At 59.2% G+C, this 24410-nt stretch carries 21 protein-coding genes; 11 read left to right on the top strand and 10 right to left on the bottom strand.

All coding sequences use genetic code 11. The features are described 5' to 3' along the window. Positions 1–23: 23 nt before the first annotated feature. Entirely contained in the window at positions 24–515 is a 492-nt protein-coding gene (locus E2N92_RS08215; RefSeq protein ID WP_220680712.1) for a DUF367 family protein, read from the top strand. A gap of 410 nt (positions 516–925) precedes the next feature. Here the strand turns inward: E2N92_RS08215 and E2N92_RS08210 are convergent, their stop codons facing one another. Next, positions 926–1213: a 2TM domain-containing protein gene (locus tag E2N92_RS08210; RefSeq protein ID WP_220680711.1), complete on the bottom strand. Its 288-nt coding sequence runs from the start codon at positions 1211–1213 to the stop codon at positions 926–928. Positions 1214–1224: 11 nt separating this feature from the next. After that, entirely contained in the window at positions 1225–3393 is a 2169-nt protein-coding gene (gene glgP / locus E2N92_RS08205) for an alpha-glucan family phosphorylase (RefSeq protein WP_220680710.1), read from the bottom strand. A 136-nt stretch (positions 3394–3529) separates the two neighbouring features. Between glgP and E2N92_RS08200 the strand changes: the two genes are divergently transcribed. Further along, positions 3530–4159: a cysteine peptidase family C39 domain-containing protein gene (locus E2N92_RS08200; RefSeq protein WP_220680709.1), complete on the top strand. Its 630-nt coding sequence runs from the start codon at positions 3530–3532 to the stop codon at positions 4157–4159. Here the strand turns inward: E2N92_RS08200 and E2N92_RS08195 are convergent. Beyond that, positions 4137–4871 (bottom strand): winged helix-turn-helix transcriptional regulator, encoded by a 735-nt coding sequence (locus E2N92_RS08195; protein WP_220680708.1) that lies wholly within the window; start codon positions 4869–4871, stop codon positions 4137–4139. The two genes, E2N92_RS08200 and E2N92_RS08195, sit on opposite strands and share 23 nt — an antisense overlap. Positions 4872–4876: 5 nt before the next feature. Continuing rightward, positions 4877–5593 (bottom strand): hypothetical protein, encoded by a 717-nt coding sequence (locus E2N92_RS08190; protein ID WP_220680707.1) that lies wholly within the window; start codon positions 5591–5593, stop codon positions 4877–4879. A gap of 156 nt (positions 5594–5749) precedes the next feature. On the opposite strand from E2N92_RS08190, the gene E2N92_RS08185 reads away from it, so the two are divergent. The 7 genes from E2N92_RS08185 to E2N92_RS08155 all read left to right on the top strand — a co-directional run bounded on the left by E2N92_RS08185 (position 5750) and on the right by E2N92_RS08155 (position 13753). Then, the gene (locus E2N92_RS08185; RefSeq protein WP_220680706.1) at positions 5750–6664 is read left to right on the top strand and encodes an ABC transporter ATP-binding protein; all 915 of its coding nucleotides are present in this window, start codon (positions 5750–5752) and stop codon (positions 6662–6664) included. Next, entirely contained in the window at positions 6661–7776 is a 1116-nt protein-coding gene (locus E2N92_RS08180; RefSeq protein ID WP_220680705.1) for an ABC transporter permease, read from the top strand. Before E2N92_RS08185 ends, E2N92_RS08180 begins: the two co-directional genes overlap by 4 nt. Further along, positions 7773–9221 (top strand): COG1470 family protein, encoded by a 1449-nt coding sequence (locus E2N92_RS08175; protein ID WP_220680704.1) that lies wholly within the window; start codon positions 7773–7775, stop codon positions 9219–9221. Before E2N92_RS08180 ends, E2N92_RS08175 begins: the two co-directional genes overlap by 4 nt. Before the next feature lie 246 nt (positions 9222–9467). Continuing rightward, positions 9468–10382, top strand: a complete 915-nt coding sequence (locus E2N92_RS08170) for an ABC transporter ATP-binding protein (RefSeq protein ID WP_220680703.1) — start codon at positions 9468–9470, stop codon at positions 10380–10382. Next, positions 10379–11503 carry an ABC transporter permease gene (locus tag E2N92_RS08165; RefSeq protein WP_220680702.1) on the top strand — a complete coding sequence of 375 codons (1125 nt, stop codon included), beginning with the start codon at positions 10379–10381 and terminating at the stop codon, positions 11501–11503. The genes E2N92_RS08170 and E2N92_RS08165 overlap by 4 nt, the downstream gene beginning before the upstream one ends. Next, entirely contained in the window at positions 11500–12948 is a 1449-nt protein-coding gene (locus tag E2N92_RS08160) for a COG1470 family protein (protein ID WP_246589150.1), read from the top strand. The genes E2N92_RS08165 and E2N92_RS08160 overlap by 4 nt, the downstream gene beginning before the upstream one ends. 154 nt (positions 12949–13102) lie before the next feature. Further along, positions 13103–13753: a queuosine precursor transporter gene (locus tag E2N92_RS08155; RefSeq protein WP_220680701.1), complete on the top strand. Its 651-nt coding sequence runs from the start codon at positions 13103–13105 to the stop codon at positions 13751–13753. 39 nt (positions 13754–13792) lie between these two features. Here E2N92_RS08155 and E2N92_RS08150 read toward each other — a convergent pair whose 3' ends face one another. Then, positions 13793–15274 (bottom strand): sodium-dependent transporter, encoded by a 1482-nt coding sequence (locus E2N92_RS08150; protein WP_281425770.1) that lies wholly within the window; start codon positions 15272–15274, stop codon positions 13793–13795. A 317-nt stretch (positions 15275–15591) separates the two neighbouring features. On the opposite strand from E2N92_RS08150, the gene E2N92_RS08145 reads away from it, so the two are divergent. Together E2N92_RS08145 and E2N92_RS08140 are read left to right on the top strand one after the other, a co-directional pair. Next, complete coding sequence (locus tag E2N92_RS08145; protein WP_220680699.1) at positions 15592–18078, top strand: PKD domain-containing protein; 2487 nt, start codon at positions 15592–15594, stop codon at positions 18076–18078. 81 nt (positions 18079–18159) lie between these two features. Further along, a complete protein-coding gene (locus E2N92_RS08140; RefSeq protein WP_220680698.1) occupies positions 18160–18528 on the top strand; it encodes a cupin domain-containing protein in 369 nt (122 codons plus the stop codon). Positions 18529–19120: 592 nt separating this feature from the next. Here E2N92_RS08140 and E2N92_RS08135 read toward each other — a convergent pair. The 5 genes from E2N92_RS08135 to E2N92_RS08115 all read right to left on the bottom strand — a co-directional run bounded on the left by E2N92_RS08135 (position 19121) and on the right by E2N92_RS08115 (position 23752). Then, entirely contained in the window at positions 19121–19750 is a 630-nt protein-coding gene (locus E2N92_RS08135; RefSeq protein ID WP_220680697.1) for a TMEM175 family protein, read from the bottom strand. Between the two features lie 58 nt (positions 19751–19808). Then, positions 19809–20468, bottom strand: coding sequence for a TMEM175 family protein (locus E2N92_RS08130; RefSeq protein WP_220680696.1), 660 nt, complete (start codon positions 20466–20468; stop codon positions 19809–19811). 49 nt (positions 20469–20517) lie between these two features. Continuing rightward, positions 20518–21285, bottom strand: coding sequence for an ABC transporter permease (locus E2N92_RS08125; RefSeq protein ID WP_220682976.1), 768 nt, complete (start codon positions 21283–21285; stop codon positions 20518–20520). Continuing rightward, on the bottom strand, positions 21285–22193 hold the full coding sequence (locus E2N92_RS08120) for an ABC transporter ATP-binding protein (RefSeq protein WP_220680695.1): 909 nt from the start codon (positions 22191–22193) through the stop codon (positions 21285–21287). Before E2N92_RS08120 ends, E2N92_RS08125 begins: the two co-directional genes overlap by 1 nt. Positions 22194–22714: 521 nt before the next feature. Then, on the bottom strand, positions 22715–23752 hold the full coding sequence (locus E2N92_RS08115) for an acyltransferase family protein (RefSeq protein ID WP_220680694.1): 1038 nt from the start codon (positions 23750–23752) through the stop codon (positions 22715–22717). Positions 23753–24410: the final 658 nt, after the last annotated feature.

Genomic DNA, 24410 nt, shown 5'->3' with positions numbered 1-24410 from the left:
CACTCTGTCCCAAACCGAGATAGATGATACGCCTCTATGCCTTCAGGGACAACTCCTGCGACCCCAGGAAGTGCACGGTCAAGAGGATGGAGAAATGGGACCAGGTGAAGGTGGTCGACTCCCTCGACCGCATCCCCCGCACCTCGCTCATCCTCGATCCGACGGCCGAGCAAGCCCTTTCGCCGGCAGACAGGGGCATCCCCTCGATCACCGCCCTCGACTGTTCCTGGGAGGTGCTCGAGACCTGGACGATCAAGCGGTGGCCGACCCGCCGGGCCCTCCCGTACCTCGTCGCCGCCAACCCGGTGAACTTCGGCAGGCCCCTGCGTCTCACCTCGGTCGAGGCCTTTGCGGCGGCCCTGTATATCCTCGGCGAGGAGGAGCAGGCCAGACAGGTTCTCTCCAAGTTCAACTGGGGGCTTCATTTCCTCGAACTGAACGCCGAGCCCCTCGGCGAGTATGCCGCGGCGAAAAATTCCGCCGAGGTCGTGGAAATCCAGGGGTATTACCTCTGAGATCGTCCCGACAGTGCCTCAAGAACAAAAGGTCGCAATAGAACTACCTCGACGATCGAGACTCTGACCCCTTCTCGCGCAGCGATCAGAGAGGATGACAGAAACCCTTCACCATCTCTCCTCTGCCTCCCCCCGATCGCATCCCGAAAGGGGGAGCCGCGCCCGCGGCGTGAGAAGGGGGGAAGGTGTGATGATCAGACGTGCCACCCTCAATCGTAGACTCTTCACCGCCATCTCGCGCCGAGGGGCGGCAATGATGTGATGCTCCTACCGGGTGTCCCGTTCCGAAAGGGGAGCAAGGGCCTATGCCCACCCCGGAGACCCATGGAATTTTCATCGCGTATGCTTGAAACGAAGGTTCATGGTGAATTCAAGAGAGTCAATCTTACCGTTCCTCTCACCCTCCCGGATCACCCTTTCCTCTCCCTCTTCTTCTCCTTCTCCACATATTCCCGCATCTTCCGCTCTTCCCACTCAGGCCCCAGGAACCGCCCGCCCAGAAACGTCCCCAGGGCATGGAAGAGAAGCCCGACCCCCCAGAAGAGGGTCACCCAGTAGAACCACCACGCCCCCGGCGAGGTGATGGCGTTGATCGCAAAGAGCAGGAGGTTGATGACCAGATAGATTCCCAGGTGCTCATAGAACCCCCGGAGTTCCCGCACCCTCTTTCGTGCTCTCTCATATGATTCGTCTTCCATGACTCTCACCTTCAGATCCGAAGCGCCGGGATGCTCGCACACGCGAGCATCTTCGGGTAGTAGCGGTTCACGTACTCCTTCACCATCCGCCTCGCGGAGAAATGTGGGGCGGTGCTCTTGATCGCCTCTTTCATCGTCTTCACCCATCCATGCGGCACCCCGCGGAGGTCGCGGGCATAGTAGAGAGGGACGACCTCCTTCTCAAGGAGGTCATAGATCGCGGCGGCGTCCCGGGCGTCCCGGTCCTCGCCGACGTACTCCCTATCGAAGGCCCAGCCATTCCGGCCATTGTACCCCTCGATCCACCAGCCGTCCAGGATCGAGAGGTTGGGCACGCCATTGATCGCCGCCTTCATCCCGGAGGTTCCGCTTGCCTCCATCGGAGGAAGAGGATTGTTCAGCCAGAGGTCGACGCCGTGGACGAGGTACTGGGCGACCCGCTCGCCGTAGTCCTCGACAAAGGCGACCCTCCCGCCGAACTCCGGCGACCGGGCGAACCGGTAGACCCGTGCGAGCACCTCCTGCCCGGCACGGTCGGCCGGATGCGCCTTGCCCGCAAAGACGATCTGGACCGGGCGCCAGGGATTGTTCACGATCCGTACCAGCCGCTCGAGATCGGTGAAGATGAGGTCGGCCCGCTTGTAAGTGGAGAACCGCCTGGCAAACCCGATCGTAAAGACCATCGGGTCGAGGAAGACCCCCTCGGCAACGACATTCTCCGGCATATCGAGATGTTCCGCCCACTTCGCCCGCTTCATCTCACGCACCCGGTTGAAGAGTTTGGTCTTGAGCCAGAGGTGGAGGCGCCAGAGTTCCTCGTCAGGGATCTCGTCGACGAGTTCCCATACGACCGGGTTGTCATGCTCCAGCGGCCAGTACGGACAGACCGCCCCGATGTACTCATCGAAGAGTGCCGCCATCCTGGGGTTGAGCCAGGTAGGCAGGTGGACACCGTTGGTGACCGCGTCGATCGGCACCCGTTCCACCGGGAGGCGGGGCCAGAGCGAATGCCACATCTCCCGCGTCACCTCGCCGTGCCGGCGCGAGACGGCGTTGTGGTGGGCAGAAAGACGGAGGGCACAGACCGTCATGTTGAAGCCCGCATCAGGATCTTCCGGGTGCGTGCCGAAGGCGAGGAACTCCTCGCGCGACAGACCGAGGCACCGGTAATATTCCGAAAAGTAGCGGTCGATGAGGTCGGTGGAGAAGATGTCGTGCCCCGCGGGGACCGGGGTGTGGGTCGTGAAGACCGTGGTCCCGCGCACCTGGTCGAGGGCGTCTTCATAACTCATCCCCTTCCCCACCCGTTCCCGCACGCGCTCCACGAGGGCGAAGGCCGGATGACCTTCGTTGAGATGGACGGCGGCATAATGGATACCCAGATACGAGAGAGCCTTTCTCCCCCCGATCCCCAGGACGATCTCCTGGAGGAGCCGTTCCTCCCGCCCACCATAATAGAGACGGTGAGAGATGCCCCGGTGTTCGGGCCGGTTCTCTTCGATGTCGGTGTCCAGGAGATAGAGGAGCACCCGTCCCACCTGGACCTTCCAGAGCGCGACATGGATCGGGGGATCGATGTGCGGCACCCTGAGGACGACCTGGCCGCCCGAGGGATCGAGCACCCGCGTGATCGGGGCGGCATCGCGGTCGAGGGGCTCTTCGATATCCATCTGGAGCCCTTCGGGGCCGATGTGCTGGTGGAGGTAGCCCGAGGAGTACATGAACCCCACGGCGACGAGGGGAACCCCAAGATCGGAGGACTCCTTGAGATGGTCACCGGCCAGAAAACCCAGGCCGCCGGCATAGAACGGGAGAGAGTGGTGAAGTCCGTACTCCGCAGAGAAATAAGCGACGGTGACCGGGCGGCAGGCAGAGTACTCCTCGGTGAACCAGGAACTTTTCTTTCCCATATAGTCCCGGTACCGCTCCATGATGATGTCGTAACGCCTGATATATTCCCGGTCCCTGGCAGCCCGCCAGAGATATCCCTCAGGGACGTCGAGGAGCATCCTGACCGGGTTGTGCCTGCTTTCCTTCCAGGCGCATCCGTTCACCTGCTTGAAGAGGACGCGGGCCGCCGGGTGCCAGCTCCACCAGAGGTTGTAGGCGAGGTCGACGAGTCCGTCGATCCGCTCAGGGATCCGTTCGAACCGTTCCCTCTCCACCGGGTCACCCTTCATCAGGATCGCTCGGATGCATCCAGGTGATATATAGGTATGGCAAATTATGCGTTTATCAGAAATTCGACCTTGGAGGGCGGTTCAGAACTACAAATAATCAAATTTAAATAAAAACAGATGGAAGGATCGCAGGACCATGGAAAAGACATATATAAAATTTCAAAAATCAAAACTCACCTCCCATCCGCCGCTCCCGTCAGGGGGAGGAAGACATACGCAGAAGGTGCTCCTGACGATCGTGCTTCTCATCGGGTTGACCTCCGCGATGATCGGGATGGCGGTACCCTGCGCCTTCCCTGATCTCTTTCTGCAAACTCATCCCACCCCCGGTGATGAACTGGCGGGCGTCCCGGATGTACGACAGAGCAATGAGGACCGATCGGCCGCTGCGGCCCTTCAGGCAGTGATGGCTTTCTATGGTCTCGACCGGGGCGAACAGGAGTGGCAGGAGGCCATCGGTCCGACCAAGGGCGTTGATGAAATGACAGACGCTATGGCACACGCGGCCAGAACAGAGGGCTTTGAAGCGGAGGTCGAGAGAGAGATCGGGACCGACGAACTGACGGCGCTGGTCATGACGGGCGTCCCCGCGATCATCCCGCTCAACGGAGAAGAGTATGTTGTGGTCGTCGAGATCGAAGATGGCGGAATCGTTCTCGAAGACCCGGCAGTTCTCGGCGGACGCACCCACCTGAAAACTGAAGAACTCATTGCACGCTGGACCGACGGGACCGCGGTCGTGATCAGGAGCACGACCCGCGACTGAGGTCGCCGCTGTCCGCCGTCCACGCGGTCAGGTCGCCGGCGACTCCTTCGTCGATCGCATACCGTGTCGTCCGGCCGGAACGCTCCTGCCTGACGAACCCGTCTTCCTCCAATTTTTTCATATGCCAGTGGACCGCCGGACCGGTGATCCCGACGATCTCGGCGACCTCTTTTCTCGACATCCCCGGGTGCCTGAGGACTTCACAGAGGATATGCCGGGTGGTCGGGTTTCTGAGATGCTTGAGCAGACGCTGCTGGGTGAGGGTGTAGGTCCCACTGTTCTCATAATACATCAGGCGACCGTCCTCCTGGAGGACGGTAACCTTGTGGTTCTGGTGGAGGAGGCCCAGATGGTACCTGAGCGTGCCCATCGGCGTGCCGGTGGTGGCCGAGAGGGCGCGGAGGTGGATGCCGGGGCGCGCCCTGATACACTGATAGATCGCACCCCTCAGCGGATGATCGAGAAGCGAAGGCCTACTCTGACGAGACCGGAGCAAGAACCAGGCACCCGACCAGGTCAGGATCTCAAGGGGGGCGAGACAGAGGGAGTACACCAGGACATAAAGGGGGAGTTCCCAGGGAGGGACTTCCGCGGGAGTAAGCGGCTCTCCTGTCGGGGGATGGTCATATCCGGGGGTAACGGTATAAGCGCCGGCTGCACTCTGGACCAGCACGATCAGACCGAAAAGAAACAGAACTGCGTGTCGATCCATGCGGTTCACCCCACATACGTCCTGAAACTATAGTTGAGGGCCACCGGGATCCTGGGACCGCTCACCCGGTAGTACCATGCGCCGCCCTCGACACCCTTCGGGTCAGAGATCCGCAGAAATATCCTCTGGTTCATCTTTCCGTCATCGCCGTCCTCGAACGTGCCGAGCAGGCCCGAGGGGTGCCAGACGGTGAGGGTGAGGTTCTGCTCACCCTTCCCCCAATTGAGATCGACCCAGTGGTTTCTGGTACCTTCAGGCACTTCCTGGACATAATACCCCGGGGCACTCGAAGGAGAGGTCTTCTTGCTGTCGACCACATTATAGATCGGGACGCTCTCTGTTGCACCGGACGCTAGAGAGAGCAGGATATTGGCCCGGGTCGGGATTTCTCCACCAACCAGAATCTTCTCCTCCCCTATATCTTCATCCGTCACGATCCCTGAAGAAACAAAGACTAATTCCTCAACAGGAACGACCCGATATGCATAACCCATATACGAAAGAGCAGGATACGAGCCCATGAGAGGATCGTTGGAGGTCGCTACATCGGCGATAATGACAAAAGTATCCGGGGGTTCTTCCATGGAAGTGAGAGTGATCTCCTCGGCGGAAACATCGAGAACCGATACAGGCACCGTCTCGAAGTGTTCTGCCTCTCCGGCAACCGATGGAGTCAGAACGACGACCAGCACCAGTATCCAGAGAAGAGCCCGCCACTTCATGGGTAGATCTCTGCCTCCCCTGATAATAAACGATCTGGCACAGTCATTTACACGTTCGCCAAGCACAAATTCCTGATCGACGTGTAGACGATTGTGCCACAACGAATTTTATAATCCGGCCCATATTGTGGACCTGCAAAACGAGATGAGTGATCCATGATACGTTGCGAACATCTTTGCAAGGTCTACAACGGCGTGCCAGCCGTCGACGACCTCTGCCTGGAGGTGCCCGAGGGGGAGGTCTTCGGCCTCCTCGGCCCGAACGGCGCCGGCAAGAGCACCACCATTCTCATGCTCACCGGCCTCATCGAGCCGACATCAGGTGCCTGTTATATCGACGACCTCGAGGTCGCCACTCACCCGATCGAGGTGAAGAAGAAGATCGGGTACATGCCTGAGGACGTCGGGTTCTATCCCACCCTCACCGCCGAAGAGAACCTCGAGTACTCGGCGAAACTCTACGGTATGGGAAAGGAGCGCAAAGAACGGATCCAGGAACTCCTCCAACTCGTCGGGCTCGAAGGTGTTACCAAGGAGGTCGGCGGGTTCTCGAAGGGGATGAGGCAGCGCCTCGGCATCGCGAAGGCACTCATCAACCACCCGAAGGCCATCATCCTCGACGAACCCACCGCCAACCTCGACCCCCAGGGCGTCGCGGACTACCGCCGGATCATCAGGCAGGTCGCCGACCAGGGAACCACTGTCCTGGTCTCCTCACACATCCTCTCCGAGGTGAGCAAGGTCTGCACCTCCGCGGCCATCCTCGCACATGGGAAACTCGTCGCACACGGTACCTGGGACGAACTCGCACGCGTCGGCGGCGACGAGAAGGTGGTCATCCGCATCGAGACCCGTACCCCCATGCCCGACCTTCAGAGTCCGGCGCTCCTCGCCGCAGAGTTCGCCGAGAACCGACACCGCGCACGACTCGTCGCAACCGTCGACATCAGGGACGAACTTGCCGACACCCTCGCCCAGGCGGGCGTCGCGATCAGGAGCCTGGAGGCAGAACACCCCGACATCGAGGATGTTTTCCTGTCATATTACCACGCCGCGGAGGACGCTGCATGAGAACCGGAGGACTTGACGTCATCGCCAGGAAGGAGTTCCGCGACCACATCAGGAGCAGGAGGTTCCACATCCTCCTCGGGATCTTCCTGGTCATCGCCGCCGTCGGACTCATCGACGGGGCGGTCCAGTATAATAAGCAGATCGAAGATTACAACGAACGCCTGGCCGACGTCTCTGACGACGATATCGAAGGGGGTTTCTTCGGGTGGAAACCCTCCATCCTCTCGGCCTTCTTCAAAATGTCAGATCTCATCACCACTATCGGGGTCATCCTCGGATGTGCAATGGGGTTCGACCTCATTTCACGAGAAAAAGAGAGTAAGTCCCTCAAGATCCTTCTCTCCCACCCAGTGTACCGCGACGAGGTGATCAACGGCAAGGCTATCGGCGGCACCGCAGCCATCGCCCTCGCGATGGGGATCGTGCTCGTCCTCTCCTTTGCCGTCCTTTTCATCTTCGGAATCGTCCCGAACTTCGACGAGAGCGTACGGATCCTGCTCTTCGGCGGGCTTTCGTTCCTGCTCATCTTCTCGTACTTCGCGATCGCCCTTTTCATGTCGGCACGCGCAAAGGACAGCAGCAACGCCCTTATCTACACCCTCATCATCTTCATCGTCCTTTCCACCCTCATCCCGGCCATTACCACCAACGAGAGCGTGATGAACGCCGTCATCGGTGAACCGCCAGAATTCCCAAATATGGATGGAGATTATTTCGGAAACGGCGGCCTCGTCTCATTTGTCGCGACGTCCTCTTCGACGGAGGAGGGAGCAGAAAACTCCGAGGTCGACCAGGCCTGGAAGGAATATGAAGAAAAATCAAGAGCGTACTGGGACAAGAGACGCACCTTCACCGACACCGTCAACCTGCTTTCGCCTTCCCACAACTATCAGCAGATCGCAACGGCTGTGACCGAGCCGAACTTTGCTTCGACACTCATGAAAAACGGGGGTTTCGGATCGGACACATCTGAAGATCTCCCGGATAACGGGCTTGCAGTCCTCGCAAGTCTCCTGGGAGACCTGACAAAGAACATCATCGCTCTCTTCGTGGTTCCGGCCGCTTTCTTCGGGCTCGCATGGATCAGGTTCATGCGGGAGGATATCAGATGAACAAACAAATTGAACGGGGCCTTGCAGCCCTCTGTGCAGCCCTCATGCTCCTGCCCCTCCTGGTCGCCGCACCCGCGGCGGCCCTGGACAACCAGGCAGATGGGAAGGTCTCCATCCACTGCGACTTCCCGGGCCAGGTGATCGAGGCCGGGGAGACGGCGACCTTCACCCTCTCGGTGACCAACAACGGCAACGCCGACCAGATGAATTTGTGGACAGAATCCTTTGTCGGGTCAAGGGATTGGGAGATGCGCTTCGTCGACGGAGAGGCCGAGGTGAACAAGGTCTCCATCCCAGCGGGCGGGTCGAAGACCGTCACCCTCCGGGTCGAGACCGCGGCCGACACCCAGGTCGGGGAGTACCCGGTGAAGGCCCATGTCGGCGACGGGTCGGTCTGGCTCCATGTCAGCATCTCTAAAACTCATACCGGGGAACTCGGCACTCTCGAACTCACCGTCACCGACAAGGACGGCGAGAAGGTGAAGGGTGCGTCTGTCCTGATCTATGAGGACAAACATGCCGAACCTTCCGATAAGGTGATGACCACCGCGGACGGCAAGATCAGCACCGGCCTCCCGCAGGGAGTCTACGACCTCGTCATCGAGAAGGCCGGGTACAAGGGTGCCGATAAAAAGGACGTCAAGGTGAAGTGCGGGATCACCACCGACGCCGGGACCGTGATGCTGGAGAAGTCCCCGTACGCGGCCGAGGTCACCATCAAGTCCCCGACTATCACCACCCCGGTCGGGAAGAATGCAGTCTTTGAACTGATCTTGAAGAACGCAGGGACCGGCGACGATACCTACGTGCTCTCGACAAAGGACCTCCCCGAGGGGTGGTACGCACGCTACAAAGAGTCGGCCGGCGCCTCAGGCGACCTCTCCGAGATCTTCCTGCGGGCCGGCGAGGAGAAGACCCTCTACCTTGAGGCGATCCCGCCATACGGTACCGGCACCGACGACTACACCTTCCAGACCCTCATCGACTCCGCGGCGGGGCAGTACTCCGACGAACTGACCGCAAAGATCCGCGGGAGTTATGAGATGCGGGTCTCGGCCGACCGCTATCGGTACGAGACCGACATGGGCGGCACGGTCAGTTTCGATCTCAAAGTGAGGAACGCGGGTACCGCCGGGGCACTGACCGGGATCGGCTTTAAAGTGATGGCTCCAGAGGGATGGAGCGCTACGGTGACGCCGACCAACATCACAAGCCTTCAGCCCGGCGAGCGCGACACCGTGAAAGTGACGGTGGCACCGCCCTCCTCCATCGTCGCCTCCGATTACAAGGTCAGCGTCAAGGTGATCTCAGACCAGGGCGAACAGGAGGAAGAGTTCAGGATCGTCGTGAAGGAACAGTCCTTCGCGGCCGTCCTCGGTGTCCTCCTGCTCGTCGCGATCGCCGGCGGCGTCTGGTATTACTTCAGGAAATACCAGCGCCGCTGATATTTTTTTGCTCTGGTGCATTCCTCTTTCAGAGCACGAAGATAGCACCGGGGGAACCCTGTCCCCCGGATCCCTCCCATGCAGTACCCCTGCGACGCCTCCTCGACTCATACTCCCTTCAACAACACGCCTTTTTTTGCCACATCGCACAGGAGCTCACCCACATTTAGAGAATTGACACAGAATCTATATTATAAAAGAGCCCGCAAGGATCATCGGACCAGAAAAAAACGGACTGAATATTCCATGATACGTTGCGAACATCTCTGCAAGGTCTACAACGGTGTTCCGGCCGTCGACGACCTCTGCCTGGAGGTGCCCGAGGGGGAGGTCTTCGGCCTCCTCGGCCCGAACGGCGCCGGCAAGAGCACCACCATCCTCATGCTCACCGGCCTCATCGAGCCGACATCAGGCGCCTGTTATATCGACGACCTCGAGGTCGCCACCCACCCGATCGAGGTGAAGAAGAAGATCGGGTACATGCCTGAGGACGTCGGGTTCTATCCCACCCTCACCGCCGAGGAGAACCTCGAGTACTCGGCGAAACTCTACGGTATGGGAAAGGAGCGCAAAGAACGGATCCAGGAACTCCTCCAACTCGTCGGGCTCGAAGGTGTTACCAAGGAGGTCGGCGGGTTCTCGAAGGGGATGAGGCAGCGCCTCGGCATCGCGAAGGCGCTCATCAACCACCCGAGGGCCATCATCCTCGACGAACCCACCGCAAACCTCGACCCCCAGGGCGTCGCGGATTACCGGAGGATCATCAGGCAGGTCGCCGACCAGGGAACCACCGTCCTGGTCTCCTCACACATCCTCTCCGAGGTGAGCAAGGTCTGCACCTCCGCGGCCATCCTGGCCCACGGAAAACTCGTCGCACACGGCACCTGGGACGAACTCGCACGCGTCGGCGGCGACGAAAAAGTCGTCATCCGCATCGAGACTCGCACCCCCATGCCTGACCTCCGGAGCCCCGCACTCCTCGCCGCAGAGTTCGCCGAGAACCGACACCGCGCACGACTCGTCGCAACCGTCGACATCAGGGACGAACTTGCCGACACCCTCGCCCAGGCGGGCGTCGCGATCAGGAGCCTCGAAGCAGAACACCCCGACATCGAGGATGTTTTCCTGTCATATTACCACGCCGCGGAGGACGTTGCATGAGGACCCAGGGCCTCAGGGTGATCGCCGCCAAGGAGTTCCGCGACCACATCAGGAGCAGGAGGTTCCACATCCTCCTTGCGATCTTTCTGGTCATCGCCACCGTCGGCCTCATCGACGGATCAGTACAGTATAACAAGCAGATCGAAGATTACAACGAACGTCTGGCCGAAACCTCGGACGACGATATGATGGAGATGAAGCCTGCCTACTTTGGGTGGAAACCCTCCATCCTCTCGGCCTTCTTCAAGATGTCCATGCTCATCGTCACCGTCGGGATCATCCTCGGGTGCGCGATGGGGTTCGACCTGATCTCGCGCGAGAAAGAGAGCAAGTCCCTCAAGATCCTCCTCTCCCACCCGGTGTACCGCGACGAAGTGATCAACGGCAAGGCCCTCGGCGGCATCGCGGCCATCGCCCTCGCGATGGGGATCGTGCTCGCCCTCTCCTTTGCCGTCATTCTCATCTTCGGGATCGTCCCGGACCTCGACGAGAGCATACGGATCCTGCTCTTCGGAGGGCTCTCGTTCCTGCTCATCTTCTCGTACTTCGCGATCGCCCTCTTCATGTCGACGATCGCCAAGGACAGCAGCAACGCCCTCATCTACACCCTCATCATCTTCATCGTCCTTTCCACCCTCATCCCGGCCATCGCCACCAACGAGAGCGTGATGAACGCCGTCATCGGCGAACCGCCAGAATTCCCTAATATGGAAAGAATCTATTACGGCGATACATTCGCCGTCACAAGTGTCGAAGTGTCCTCTTCGACAGATGAACCGGCAGAAACCTCAGAGATCGACCGGGCCTGGGAGGAGTACGAGGAGAAGTCCAGGGCCTACTGGGAGAAGAGACGTACCTTCAACGACGCGGTCAATCTGCTCTCGCCCGCCAACAACTATCAGCAGATGGCGATGGCCGTGACCAACCCGCGCCTTGCCGTTTCGATCCACAGCGACGGCGGTTTCGGATCAGACATGAATGACGACCTCCCTGAGAGCGGACTCGGGATCCTGGCAACGCTTCTGGGAGATCTTGCAAAGAACATCGTTGCTCTCTTCGTGGTTCCGGCCGCTTTCTTCGGGCTCGCATGGATCAGGTTCATGCGGGAGGATATCAGATGAACAAACAAATTGAACGGGGCCTTGCAGCCCTCTGTGCAGTGCTCATGCTCCTGCCCCTTCTGGTCGCCGCACCCGCGGCGGCCCTGGACAACCAGGCAGACGGGAAGGTCTCCATCCACTGCGACTTTCCCGGCCAGGTGATCGAGGCCGGGGAGACGGCGACCTTCACCCTCTCGGTGACCAACAACGGCAACGCCGACCAGATGAAGATGTGGACCGAGTCCTTTGCCGGGTGCAAAGACTGGGAGATGCGCTTCGTCGACGGCAAGACCGAGGTGAACAAGGTCTCCATCCCGGCGGGTGGGTCGAAGAGTGTCACCCTCGAGGTCGAGACCGCGGCCGACACCCAGGTCGGGGAGTACCCGGTGAAAGCCCATATCGGCGACGGGTCGGTCTGGCTCCATGTCAGCATCTCCAGGACCCATACCGGGGAACTCGGCACCCTCGAAATCACCGTCACCGACAAGGACGGCGAGAAGGTGAAGGGTGCGTCTGTCCTGATCTATGAGGACAAACATGCCGAACCTTCCGATAAGGTGATGACCACCGCGGACGGCAAGATCAGCACCGGCCTCCCGCAGGGAGTCTACGACCTCGTCATCGAGAAGGCCGGGTACAAGGGTGCCGATAAAAAGGACGTCAAGGTGAAGTGCGGGATCACCACCGACGCCGGGACCGTGATGCTGGAGAAGTCCCCGTACGCGGCCGAGGTCACCATCAAGTCCCCGACTATCACCACCCCGGTCGGCCGGAACGCCGTCTTCGAACTGGGCCTGAAGAACGCGGGTACAGGAGACGACACCTACGTGCTCTCGACAAAGGACCTCCCTGAAGGATGGTACGCACGCTACAAAGAGTCGGCCGGCGCCCCCGGCGACCTCTCCGAGATCTTCCTGCGGGCCGGCGAGGAGAAGACCCTTTACCTTGAGGCGATCCCGCCGTACGGTACCGGGACCGGCGACTACACTTTCCAGACCCTCATCGACTCCGCGGCGGGGCAGTACTCCGACGAACTGACCGCAAAGATCCGGGGAAGTTACGAGATGCGGGTCTCGGCCGACCGCTATCGGTACGAGACCGACATGGGCGGCACGGTCAATTTCGATCTCAAAGTGAGGAACGCGGGTACCGCCGGGGCACTGACCGGGATCGGCTTTAAAGTGATGGCGCCGCAGGGGTGGAGCGCTACGGTGACGCCGACCAACATCACGAGCCTTCAGCCGGGCGAGCGCGACACCGTGAAAGTGACGGTGGCCCCGCCCTCCTCCATCGTCGCCTCTGATTACAAGGTCAGCGTCAAGGTGATCTCCGATCAGGGCGAACAGGAGGAAGAGTTCAGGATCGTCGTGAAGGAACAGTCCTTCGCGGCCGTCCTCGGTGTCCTCCTGCTCATCGGGATCGCCGGCGGGGTCTGGTATTACTTCAGGAAATACCAGCGCCGCTGATCTTTTTTTTCTTTTTCTCATTCTCTTCAGAATTTTCCGGGTTCCGTCAGCCGATCTCCGAAGATTTTATTGCGAATCGAGAATATTTCGGCCGTCCGGGTCACCTCTTTGCCCCTGCAGGACCAACGCTGTATCTTCAGCAGGTCCTGATACCATGGCATGGTCAATGGAACGGAAGTTCGCCCTCCTCGCAGGGCTGTACATCGCGGCCCTCGTCGTCGCCAACCTCGTCGGGAACAAGGTCGCCGTCATCGGCGGGGTCGTGGTCTCGGTGGCGATCTTCTCCTACCCGGTCACCTTCCTGGTCACCGACATCGTCGCCGAAGTCTTCGGGAAGAAGAAGACCACCGATCTCGTCGTCGCCGGCGTCGCCTCGCTCGTCTTCGTCCTCCTCCTCACAGCCCTCTCGGTGGCCCTGCCGCCGGCCGACCGTTTCCCGTACAACGAGGCGTACATCGATATCTTCGGGATGTCGACGCGGATCCTCGTCGCGAGCATCATCTGCTTTGCCGCCAGCCAGACCCACGACATCTGGGCCTTCCACTTCTGGAAGGAGAAGACCCACGGGAAGCACCTCTGGCTCAGGAACAACCTCTCGACGATGGGCAGCCAGCTCATCGATTCCTTCGCCTTCATGTTCATCGCCTTCTACGGGGCGGCGCCGGAGTACACCCTCGGCTTCGTCATCTCCATCACCATCCCGTACTGGCTGGTGAAGGTCGCGGTGGCGGCCGTGGACACGCCGTTCTGTTACCTCGGGGTGCGGTGGCTCAGAGAGGAAGACAGGTCCGAACCTACTCCTTGAAACGAAATAACGGCTTTGTAGATATTATCTTGATGATTTCTACAAAGTCCTTCTTTCCTTTTTCTGTACCGCCCATGCGATCGCCACCGCCCCGATCGGAACGAAGAGCACCAGCCCCCACCCGAAGGCGTTGGCCCAGAGCGGATAGCCCCCGTACGGTTCGGCGACCCCCTTGACAAGACTGAAACCCAGGGCGGTGAAGAGGAGAACCGGGGCGACGTACCTGATGCAGAGATCCCACCAGCGCCCGACGACGATCTCGGAGTGCGCGTTGATGAACCGGCGCATCAGGTCAGCGCCATAGAGATGGCCGACCGCCACCGCCTCCAGCGCCCCCACCAGCACGAGGGCGAAGAAGGAGAGATAGTGATCGGCGATATCCAGCCACTGGTATCCGGAACTGGTGGTGAAGAAGAGACCGAGGAGGAAGCCAGAGATACAGACCGCCGGGACGACGAGGCGACGCGGTAGGTCGGTCTGGTCGATGACGGCGCGGTTCACCGCCTCGATCGTCGCAAAGGCCGAGGCGATCCCGAGGGAGAGGAGCATCAGGAAGAAGAGCACCCCGAAGACCGGTGCGCCGAAGGGCAGAAGCTGGATCGCCGCCGGGTACGTGACGAAGGCCAGTTCGATCCCGCCCCGCACCACCTCGGTGATCGGGACGTCGGCCTGGTGCGCCATATAGCCGAGGGTGGAGAAGACCGCAAACCCGGCGACGATGGAGGTGACGCTGTTGGCGACCGCGATGATCACGGCGTTCTTCCCGATGTCGCTTTTTTCAGGCAGATAACTCGCATACGCGATCATCACGCCCCACCCCAGCGAGAGGGTAAAAAAGATCTGACCGTACGCGGCAAGCCAGACCTGGGGGTCAAGGAGGACCGAGAAGTCGGGGGTGAGGTAGTAGGCGATCCCGTCCATCGCGCCCGGGAGGGTGACTCCTCTTACGACAAAGAGGAGGATGAGAAGCCAGGGCAGGACGACGGTGACATAAGCCATCTTCTCCACTGACCTGACGCCCCGGATCACGGCGACGTAGACCCAGAGCCAGGCGAAGGCCGCACCGGCGACGATGAGCCAGTTGATATTGCCGAAGAGGCCGATGTTGTCTGAGAGGCCGAGGAAGTCGCCGAAGAAGAAAGCCTCGGTGTTCCCGGCGTACGCGAGGGAGGTCGAGAAGACCGTATAGTCCGCGGCCCATGCCAGGATGGTGCAGTAATAGGTCATCGTCAGGAAACCGACCAGCACCGCCATCCACCCGATCCATTCCCGGCCTTCGCCCAGGAGTTTCCGGAAGGAGAGGGGGGCCCCGGCCTTCGCCTTATACCCAAGCCCGAACTCCATGATCAGGAGAGGAATCCCGGCGGTCGCGAGGGCGACGGTGTAGGGGATGAGAAAGGCACCACCGCCATTCGAATAGGCCATGTACGGGAAACGCCAGACATTGCCGATCCCGATCGCCGCTCCGATGGCGGCAAGGATGAATGCCATACGCGAACTCCAGAATGCCTTTTCACTCACGATAATCCAGCTTAATTTGGCCTGAAATCTAAAATAATTATAGAGAATAAGTTCTGAAAAAATTCTCCCGGTAAGGCATCGAGGTGATATATAAAGGATCGGTATTTAGATCCGGATTTTTTTTTGTTCCTGATGATTTTTGTCCGCCCCCCAAAATATAAAAAAAGATATATATTGTATAAGATATTCCATACCTGCTGGGCGGATTGCTCAGACCGCATCTCCGGGCTGCGGGTATCTCTCATTTCCCACTCCACATCATTTGCCTCCTGTGGTCCGGTCATGCGTCAGGCCCCTTCTGCCGATGAGGTGATATCATGAGTACGATCATAATGCGGAGGTGGCTACATCTTGTGGCCTACCTCTTGATGGCCGTCTGTTGCTGTGCAGGTACAGCAACAGCCGCAGAACCGACAAACATTACCGGACCAACTACCATTGATAGCCCCGGGATTTATTGTCTGAACCACTCTTTCTTTGGCCCCTACAATGATACGTTCATCACGATAACCGCTGACGACGTGATCCTTGACGGGCACGGATGGATGATCAAGAGCAATGGCAGCAGCCCTGCCGGCACCGGCATTCTGGTGGACAGGGCGAAGAACGTCACGATCGCCTGTACCCTCCTGAACAACTTTGAAGAAGGCTGTGTGGTCAGTGGCGGATCAGAGGTTACCCTCTGGGGCGTAAACGCCTTTAACAGTGGATCTGTGGGGATCAAACTCGACGGTGCCACGAACTGCATCGTCGATAGCTGCCGGATCACCGAGAACAACGGCACCGGTCTGGAGATCATAAACGGGCTCCTGAACATGATTACCAACAACTACTTCGAGAACGAAGAGAACGTCAAATTCACCGGTACCGTTCAGAGCAACTTCTGGAACCGGACGAACACAACAAAAACCAACATACTTGGTGGTTCGTTTATCGGCGGAAACGTCTGGACGAACCCTGCCAGGAACGGGTGGTCAGACACCTGTGCCGATACCAATAAAGACGGATTCTGTGACGAAGCCTACGAATTGAACGAGGTGAACGTCGACTTCCTCCCGCTCGCTCTCGACCAACCCGCACCTCTCCCCCTTGAGGTCGCCTTTGAAGCAGACGTGACCTCGGGCGAGGCACCGCTTACCGTCCAGTTCATCGATCAATCGACCGGTAACCCCCTGAAATGGGGGTGGGACTTTGGTGACAGCGCCACTTCGACCGAACAGAACCCGATCCATGTCTATGAAACCGCCGGCACCTATGATGTCACACTCACCGTCTCACGCGGCGAGGAGAAGAAGGAAGAAGTCCGCACCGCGTACATAAAAGTCACAGAACCGGCCCCAGCATCTCTTGAGGCCAACTTCACTGCCGACATAACCGCAGGGGAGGCACCGTTCAGAGTGCAGTTCAACGACACTTCGATCGGGAAACCGATCACATGGACCTGGGACTTCGGTGACGGCGCAAACTCCTCTCTCAAAGACCCGGTGCATTACTACCAGACGGCCGGAACCTACAACGTCTCCCTCACCGTTTCTGACGGTACGAACTCGGACACCCACCTGAAAGCCGACTATATCGATGTCGCTCCGTCTTCCTTGCCGCTTGCGGCAAACTTCACGTCGAACGAGACCTCCGGCGATGCGCCGTTTGTCGTAGAGTTCCTCGACCTTTCGACCGGAAACCCGACCGGATGGGAATGGGACTTCGGTGACGACGGAAACTCCTCTCTCCAGAACCCGGTGCATACCTACCTGGAGACCGGAACCTACAATGTCACGCTCACCGTCTCGAACAGCACCACCAACAACACCCTCGTCCTCAAGGACTATATCGTCGTTGCCGGGCCAGGGCCAGAACCGCTTGCGGCAAACTTCACCGCAGACATGACTTCAGGGAGGGCGCCGCTCACCGTCCACTTCACCGACACTTCGACCGGGAACGTGAGCGCGTGGCAGTGGTCCTTCGGAGACGGGACGGCAACGTCATCGCTCCAGCACCCGACCTATGTCTACAAGAAAGCAGGTACATACTCCGTCTCTCTCACCGTCTCCGACGGCACGACTAACGACACCATGACTCGCACTGACTCTATCATAGTCAAAGCCTCGTCGTCGTCGTCACGCGGTTCGGGTTCAGGAGGGAGCAGCAGCAGATCGAATATCGGTGTGAGCAGCGGCCTTAAGACCGGCGACTCGACGGTCTTCCGCTTCAGCGGGATGGGGGTCTCAGAGATCGAGATCACCGCCGCCGACCGCATCGACGGGATCAGGGTCTCCCTTGAGAAATTATCCAAGGGGCCGGAAGGACTTGGCGAGCCGGTCTACCAGTATCTCCTTGCAAACATGACCTACGCGGAGGGGGAGAACCTCGATGAAATCGTCTTCTTCTTCGACCTCCCCTGGTCGTGGCTCCAGAAGTACGGTATCGGTGTCGGAGACGTCGTTCTCTGGAGATTCCATGACGGAATCTGGAACCCGCTCAAGACCGAACTGGTGAAGGAGACCGAGACAAAGGTGTATTATCGGGCCGTCACGCCGGGCTTCTCGTACTTTGCGATCGCCGGCGGCAAAGGAATGACGGTCATCCCCGGGGATACAGCCCCCCGGGTTGGCGCCGATGCCGGGGAGACCCCGACCTCAGAAGGGCCGGGCGAGACTACCGTGACCGAGACCGTGCCGTCTGAACCAGCCGGAAACGCCACCGAGACCGCGACTACTCCTCAGCCCTCCCCCCTGGGGGTTGTGGGGGCGGCAGCGGCCCTGGTAGTTGTCGGGTTTGTCGTTCTCAAGGCGAGGCGGCCATAAAACCATTTTTTTCTTCTCTTTTCCATTCTCCTCTGCAAGGGATCCAAATCTATTCCTGCTGTCCACAGACAGTATAGTGCCATGTTGATCAGAGACATCACGAGCACCCCACTCTTCACTGCCGGAGATCGTACGCGTCTGAGGGAAATTCTTCACCCAAAAAACGAACCTGAGTGCTGCAATCGATGCTCCATCGCCCATGCCTTCCTCGGCCCGGGCGAGGCCTCCCTCCCTCACCGGTTGAAGACCTCCTCCGAGACCTATTATATCCTTGCAGGTGAGGGAATGATGCATATCGGCGATGAATCGGCGCCGGTCGGTGCCGGACAGGTTGTCTACATCCCGCCAGGTGCGGTGCAGAGCGTGGAGAACACCGGCGAGGACGATCTCGTCATCCTCGCGATCGTCGACCCTGCCTGGGATGCCGCAGATGAAGAAGTGTTGAATTGAGGGATCCGGAGAAGTCCTTTTGATCGTTTTCTTCGCCGAGGGGCGGCATGATGCTCGACTTCGATTCACTCCTCGAACGCAAGGAGGAGGATCGAGAATCGATCCAGTTCTGGTATAATATTATCATCCCGTATGCTTGAGGCGTGCTTTCGCTTCGTGAGCAATTACCATGAAAATGATCCTGACGATCATCTCTCCAGGTTTCCATAATGGTTTGAATCCACCACCCGCCTTCAGGACTGATACAGAGATTGCAGATGCATCTCCTGAATGATCGGGCCTCTGCCTTCCCGGCCCTATCTTCGTCCCGGGGGTCCGGGGGCAGCGCCCCCGGCACCGATGTTTGGGAAGGCGTGATGATCCGATGTGCCGCCCCCATCGTAGAATCGTTCCTGGAATCCCGCACCGGGGGGTTTCACCCCCCGGACCCCCCACGACGAAGATAGGTGGGGGCGGCGATGGAACACGATCCCCATCGATTCTCCTCTCTTAAAATGAGAGAGAGCACGTGACGAGAAATTTTCATCCCGTATGCTTGAACCCCACGTTTATGCCCGATTCTACAGAGCCACAAATCCAAAAATAGTCCGGACTATCTGGACGATCGGTGCCGCCACCGGATCCAGAAAAAGATCAGGGGTATGAAGAGATAGATCGCCGTGCTCCATGTAGTTCCGAGCAGAGCGAGGAGAATCCCGAGAAACGAGAGCAGCGGGATGACACCGATCATGCTTCTCCCGAGTGAGAGATCTTTTTTCATGACGTCTGACTTGAGGAGATACTCGTTTCTTTCCACATAGACCCACTGAAGAAAAAGCAGACCGCCAACGAAGAGGAGGTTCCCTTCCAGGACCATCGCGGCGACCGGGGCGTCGGAGAAGTCCCCGGAAAATGCGGTCGAGAAGGGAATCACCGCCACGCCCATCAGGAGAAGAGTGTTGATACTGAGAAACCGTCGGTCGATAAATTCCATCGTCCGGGTGAGGATGTGATGGGAGACCCACATCCCGTGAAGAATCAGAAAGGCGATGCAGTAGTGGACGAAGTCGGGGACAAGATTGAGAAGCGCGTCATCAAGCGCGGCCTCGGTCGAGACACTCGATGCCGCCGGAACCCCGAGGCCCAGGACAAGGAGAGTCATGGCGATCGCAAAGATCCCGTCGGTGAGTGCCTCAAAGCGGTTCCTGGAAAACAGGATCCTGGTATCCGGTTTCGGGCCCATCCATGAGCCAGATCGACCCGCCTGTTCTTAAACGATCCGATCCCGCAGGTTTGGACCATCAGACCGGGGAAAGGCTGTTTTCACTCCCATTCATATTGTTAATCCGTTTTATCACGAAAATTATCGGAGGAGCCAGGAGGTAGATCCCCATGCTCCAGGGCGATCCCAGCATCGCGGCGACGATCCCACAGAAGGAGAGGGCCGGGATGACCGCCGTGATGGGTATCGCCAGAGAGAAGTCGTCCTCACGGCTACCCGGCCTGAGCAGATCACGAGTGGAGGCGACATAGATCCACTGAGCGAGGAGAATACCTCCGACGGCAAGGAGATTTATTTCGAGCACCATCGCCGGAATGATCGAGACGGGAAAATCGCCGGCGAACGAGGTGGAGAACGGGATGACCGCTACACTCAGGAGGAGGAAGGAGTTGAGGTGGAGGAACCGATGATCGATGAACTGCATCTTCTGGGAGAGGCCGTGGTGGGAGACCCACATCCCGTGGAGGAGGAGGAAAGCGATGCAGTAATGGACGAAGTCCGGGAAGAGGGACCGGAGTATCTCCATGATCTCGGTGGAAGTTTTGATCGTTTCCACCGCCGGGACGCTGAGCCCCAGTACCAGGAGCGTCATGGCGATCCCGAAGATCCCGTCGGTGAGTGCCTCGAACCGGCTCTTGGAAAAACCAATCCATCCAGCACATGCAGGGTCGGTGCTCATGTCTCTCAAGAAGTCACGGTGCCGGCAATTAACCGCTTTGATCGGCATCTCATACGATAAGCCGCTTTTTCATCAGCCGAAGTGCAAGGAGAAAGATGAGAGGAGTGGCGGCCGCCATCCAGAGGAGACCGAGAACGAGGAGGTTCCATCCTGTCGAGAGAGTGAGGGCTCGTGCAACATTGACGACATGGGCAAGCGGCAGAACGGCAAGGGCAAGGGCCTGAAGAGGCTCGGGCAGGAGGTCGATGGGGAAGAAGGTGCCTGAGAAGAGAAACATCGGGGTGATGAAGAGGAATGCCGGGTAGTTGATCGATTCGATGTTCGGGATGACGGCGGTGAAGCACATCCCGATGGAGGCGAAGAGAAGACCGGCGACGAAGGCGAAGGGAACGAGGAGGAGAGAGCCCGGAAGGTCGACGACGCCGAAGAGGATGAGGACCGGGAGGATGATCGCGGCGGAGATGAGACTTCGGGTGGCACCCCAGAGGATCTCCCCGGCGATCACCTCCTCGATCGTGACCGGCGTGGCGACGATGGCGTCGAAGGTCTTCTGATAGTACATCCTGACATAACTCCCGTAAGTGCACTCGAAGAAAGAGGCGTTCATCACCGAGACGGCAAAGAGAGCCGGGGCGATGAACCTGATGTACGGGACGCCGTCGATATCGGTGATGAATGCCCCGACCCCGAACCCCAGGGCTAGGAGGTAGAGAACCGGTTCGATCGCCGGTGGGATGAGGTTCACCCGCCAGGTCTTGGAGAAAACATCGAGGTTTCTGCGCCAGACCGCCCATGCCCGTCCGCTGAGGTTCTTCATCATTCCCGCAACCTCCTGCCGGTGAGTTTGAGAAAGACGTCTTCCAAGGTGGCGGGTCTGGTTGCAAGCCTGATCGCCCCGCATTCTTCGAGGAGGGCCTCGGTCACCCGTACCGGCTCGTCGGTCGGGACGAGAGCCGATCCGCCGACGAGGTCGTACTCTATCCCATGCCGCTCGAGGCAGGAGAGGACCAACGGCACCGCCTCGGCCTCAAGGATCTGGCGACCGATCGTCCGGCCGATGAGGTCGGCAGGGGAGCCTTCGACGAGGATCCCGCCGTGGTCCATGATGACGAGGCGGTCGCAGAGGCGTTCCGCCTCCTCCATATAGTGGGTGGTGAGGACGATCGTCCGCCCTTCGGCCTGGAGTCCGCGCAACTGGTCCCAGATAAGGTGGCGGGCCTGGGGATCGAGACCGGTGGTCGGTTCGTCGAGGACGAGGAGTCTGGGGTCGTTGACCAGGGCACGCGCGAGGACCAGTCGCCGTTTCATCCCGCCTGAGAGGTGTTCGATGACGACGTCCTGCTTCTTCTCCATCTGCACAAAGGCGAGCAACCGGGCGATCCGCTCCTCAGCCTCCTCGCCGGGGATCCCGAAGTACCGCGCATAGGTGCGGAGATTCTCATACCCGGTCAATTCGGGATCGAGGTTGTCTTCCTGGGGAACGACCCCGAGGAGCGCCTTGATCTCCCTCGCGTGGGTGGCCGGGTCCATCCCCAGGACCTCCAGATCTCCTCTGCTCCGGGGCGAGACACACTGGACCATCCGCATCGTCGTCGTCTTGCCGGCACCGTTGGGTCCCAGGAAGCCGAAGGCTTCGCCTTCGGTGATAGAGAAGTCGACCCCCTTCACGGCGACAAAATCCCCAAACCGTTTTTCCAGGTTCTCCGCCCGGATGACCTCTTGCATCCCTCTCACCCGGTGATGTACCCGGGGGGAAGTTGTACTTTTCGCCGGGTCGGATGCTCATGGTTTTCGGGTGTGCGGAACAGGGGAGGAGACGCACCACCCGTGTTCAGAAAATCTTTCCCGTCGTCTTCCACCGGGGGGAGGGAGGCCCCCCCGGACCCCCCATGACGAAGATTCAGCGGGGGACGGCATCACGCGTGTTCTTACTCAAAATCGATCGGCCCTCTTCCGTCGAGGTCTATCCCCGGGGTCATGAGAACGGGACGACGTCGTGATCAAAACGTGCCGTCCCGATTGCAGCATCTTTCCCGAGATTTCACACCGGGGAGAACACGCCGAACTCAAATATCGAGATTCACGATTCTGTAGAATCAGGCGTGAACCTCGCGCTCAGGCATACGGGATGAAAATATTCTGAACCGCGCTTCAGCGTGTGGGGGGGATCGCTCAATTGCCGCCCTCCGGCTATCCTCATCGTGGGGGTCCGGGGGCAGCCGTGCCCGGCACGGAATCTCCCGCGTTCACTTAAAGAACAGGCGTTCCGAAGGCCACGGAAAACGGCCCGGGGAGAGGTCGATCTGTTTCAGGGCAAGCGCCTTCTTCTCGATGAGATGCCAGGAGAGGTACGCGAGCGGGAAGGTGAGGGCTATCGAGAGGGAGCAGTAGAGCCAGAGCGGGAGAGAGGGGCCGAGCAGAACCACGATCGTCTGCTGGATCGGGTAGGCATAGATGTAGACGCCGTAGGAGAAATCGCCCCTCTCCCCGAAATTGTTGAGCGGCGCGATCTTGAGATGCGCGATGCAGAGGACGATGTACGGAACGGCGACGAGGGCAACAAACTCATAAACCGGAGAGAATATGGTCAGGACAAGAAGAAAACCCAGGATCCCGGCCGTCACCGGACGGTACCGGTGGTCGGGATGATGGATGGCAAGATAGGTCCCGATAAGGAAGTAGAGAATGAACCGCACCTTCGCAAGACTCGGGTCCTGATAGAACAGGATCCATACCAGGAAATTCGCCGCGATCATGCTCAGAAGGATCCATTTTTTCCTGAGGCACCCCAGGACCCCGAGGAAAGCGACAACGAGGTACATCGAGAACTCCACCGGGATCGTCCAGAGCGAGGCGTTGACAAAAGTGACCGGGTTCTGGTCGAAGAGGCCGATGCACGCACCGTTCATGAAGAACGGCATCGCCATCAACGTGCTCGGCGATAAAAGCGCCCCCAAATAATCAGGCAACGAGAAGATCGTCGCAATCGGGCCGATGATAAACAGGGTGAAAAGAATCGCAGGAAACAGGCCCGGAAACACCCTGAGGATCCGCTTCCAGAGATAGCGTTTGAGATCAGGCTGATAGATCCAGCTCTGTGAGATCAGGTGTCCGCTGATCACAAAGAGGGAGGCGAGAGCGGTGGTCCCGATGAAGATCATCGGGTCGTACCGGTACATCGACCCGTACCCGATCTGGAGAGCATAGGCATGAGAGACGATAATGACCAGCGCCGAGGCAAGGCGCAGGAAATCGAAATTGTTCTCATGCCGCACAGAGGTCATCCAGAGATCAGGTGCACACGAAGAATATAAGCCCTCTCGCTCCGGGGCACCGGGGAGAAGGATGAGCAAGCAACGGAAAATGTTCATCCCGGATGCTTGAGCCAGAGGGGTTCATGCCCGATTCTCCAGAGCCAGGGGACCATGATTTTTCGTTTGATGATCGGTCGGATCGACGACGACGATCCCGACGTTTCCACTTTTGCACCCGGTTTCCACTTGCCGGGTGAAAACCGGATGGCCGGGAGAAAGTATCATTCCTGGCCCTGATCTGCGTACAGAGTACAGAGAGAGAAGTGTGTACAGTTACCCCTGATCATTTTCACCCATTTCAGAGAACACCCGGTACCGGTGATCGTGAGGTGGCTCTCTCTCTGTGATCCGTGCGCGAGTGAAAAAGTGAAAACGTCATGGAGAACCTCACCTGCATGCCCCGATCCCCGATCGAAGGCTTTCGGAGATTTTATCGTCGGGTGGAAACCAGGCGCAAAGGTGAAACATAGATCTCCGGACCTGCAGGATCCCTCCGGCCATCTTATCCTCGTCCTCGATCACATCTCCACCATCGGCTCTGGAGACCACAAAGAGTAGTTTGCTGCCCTCCGCGTATCTTCGCGCGGGGGGACCGGCGGGACGACCGGAGGGATTCAAGAAGATCGTT

The sequence above is a fragment of the Methanofollis formosanus genome (assembly GCF_019633745.1).
Classification (GTDB): Archaea; Halobacteriota; Methanomicrobia; order Methanomicrobiales; family Methanofollaceae; genus Methanofollis; species Methanofollis formosanus.
The sequence above is the reverse complement of the archived record's forward strand: the minus strand, read 5'-3'. Positions and strand labels throughout refer to the sequence as shown.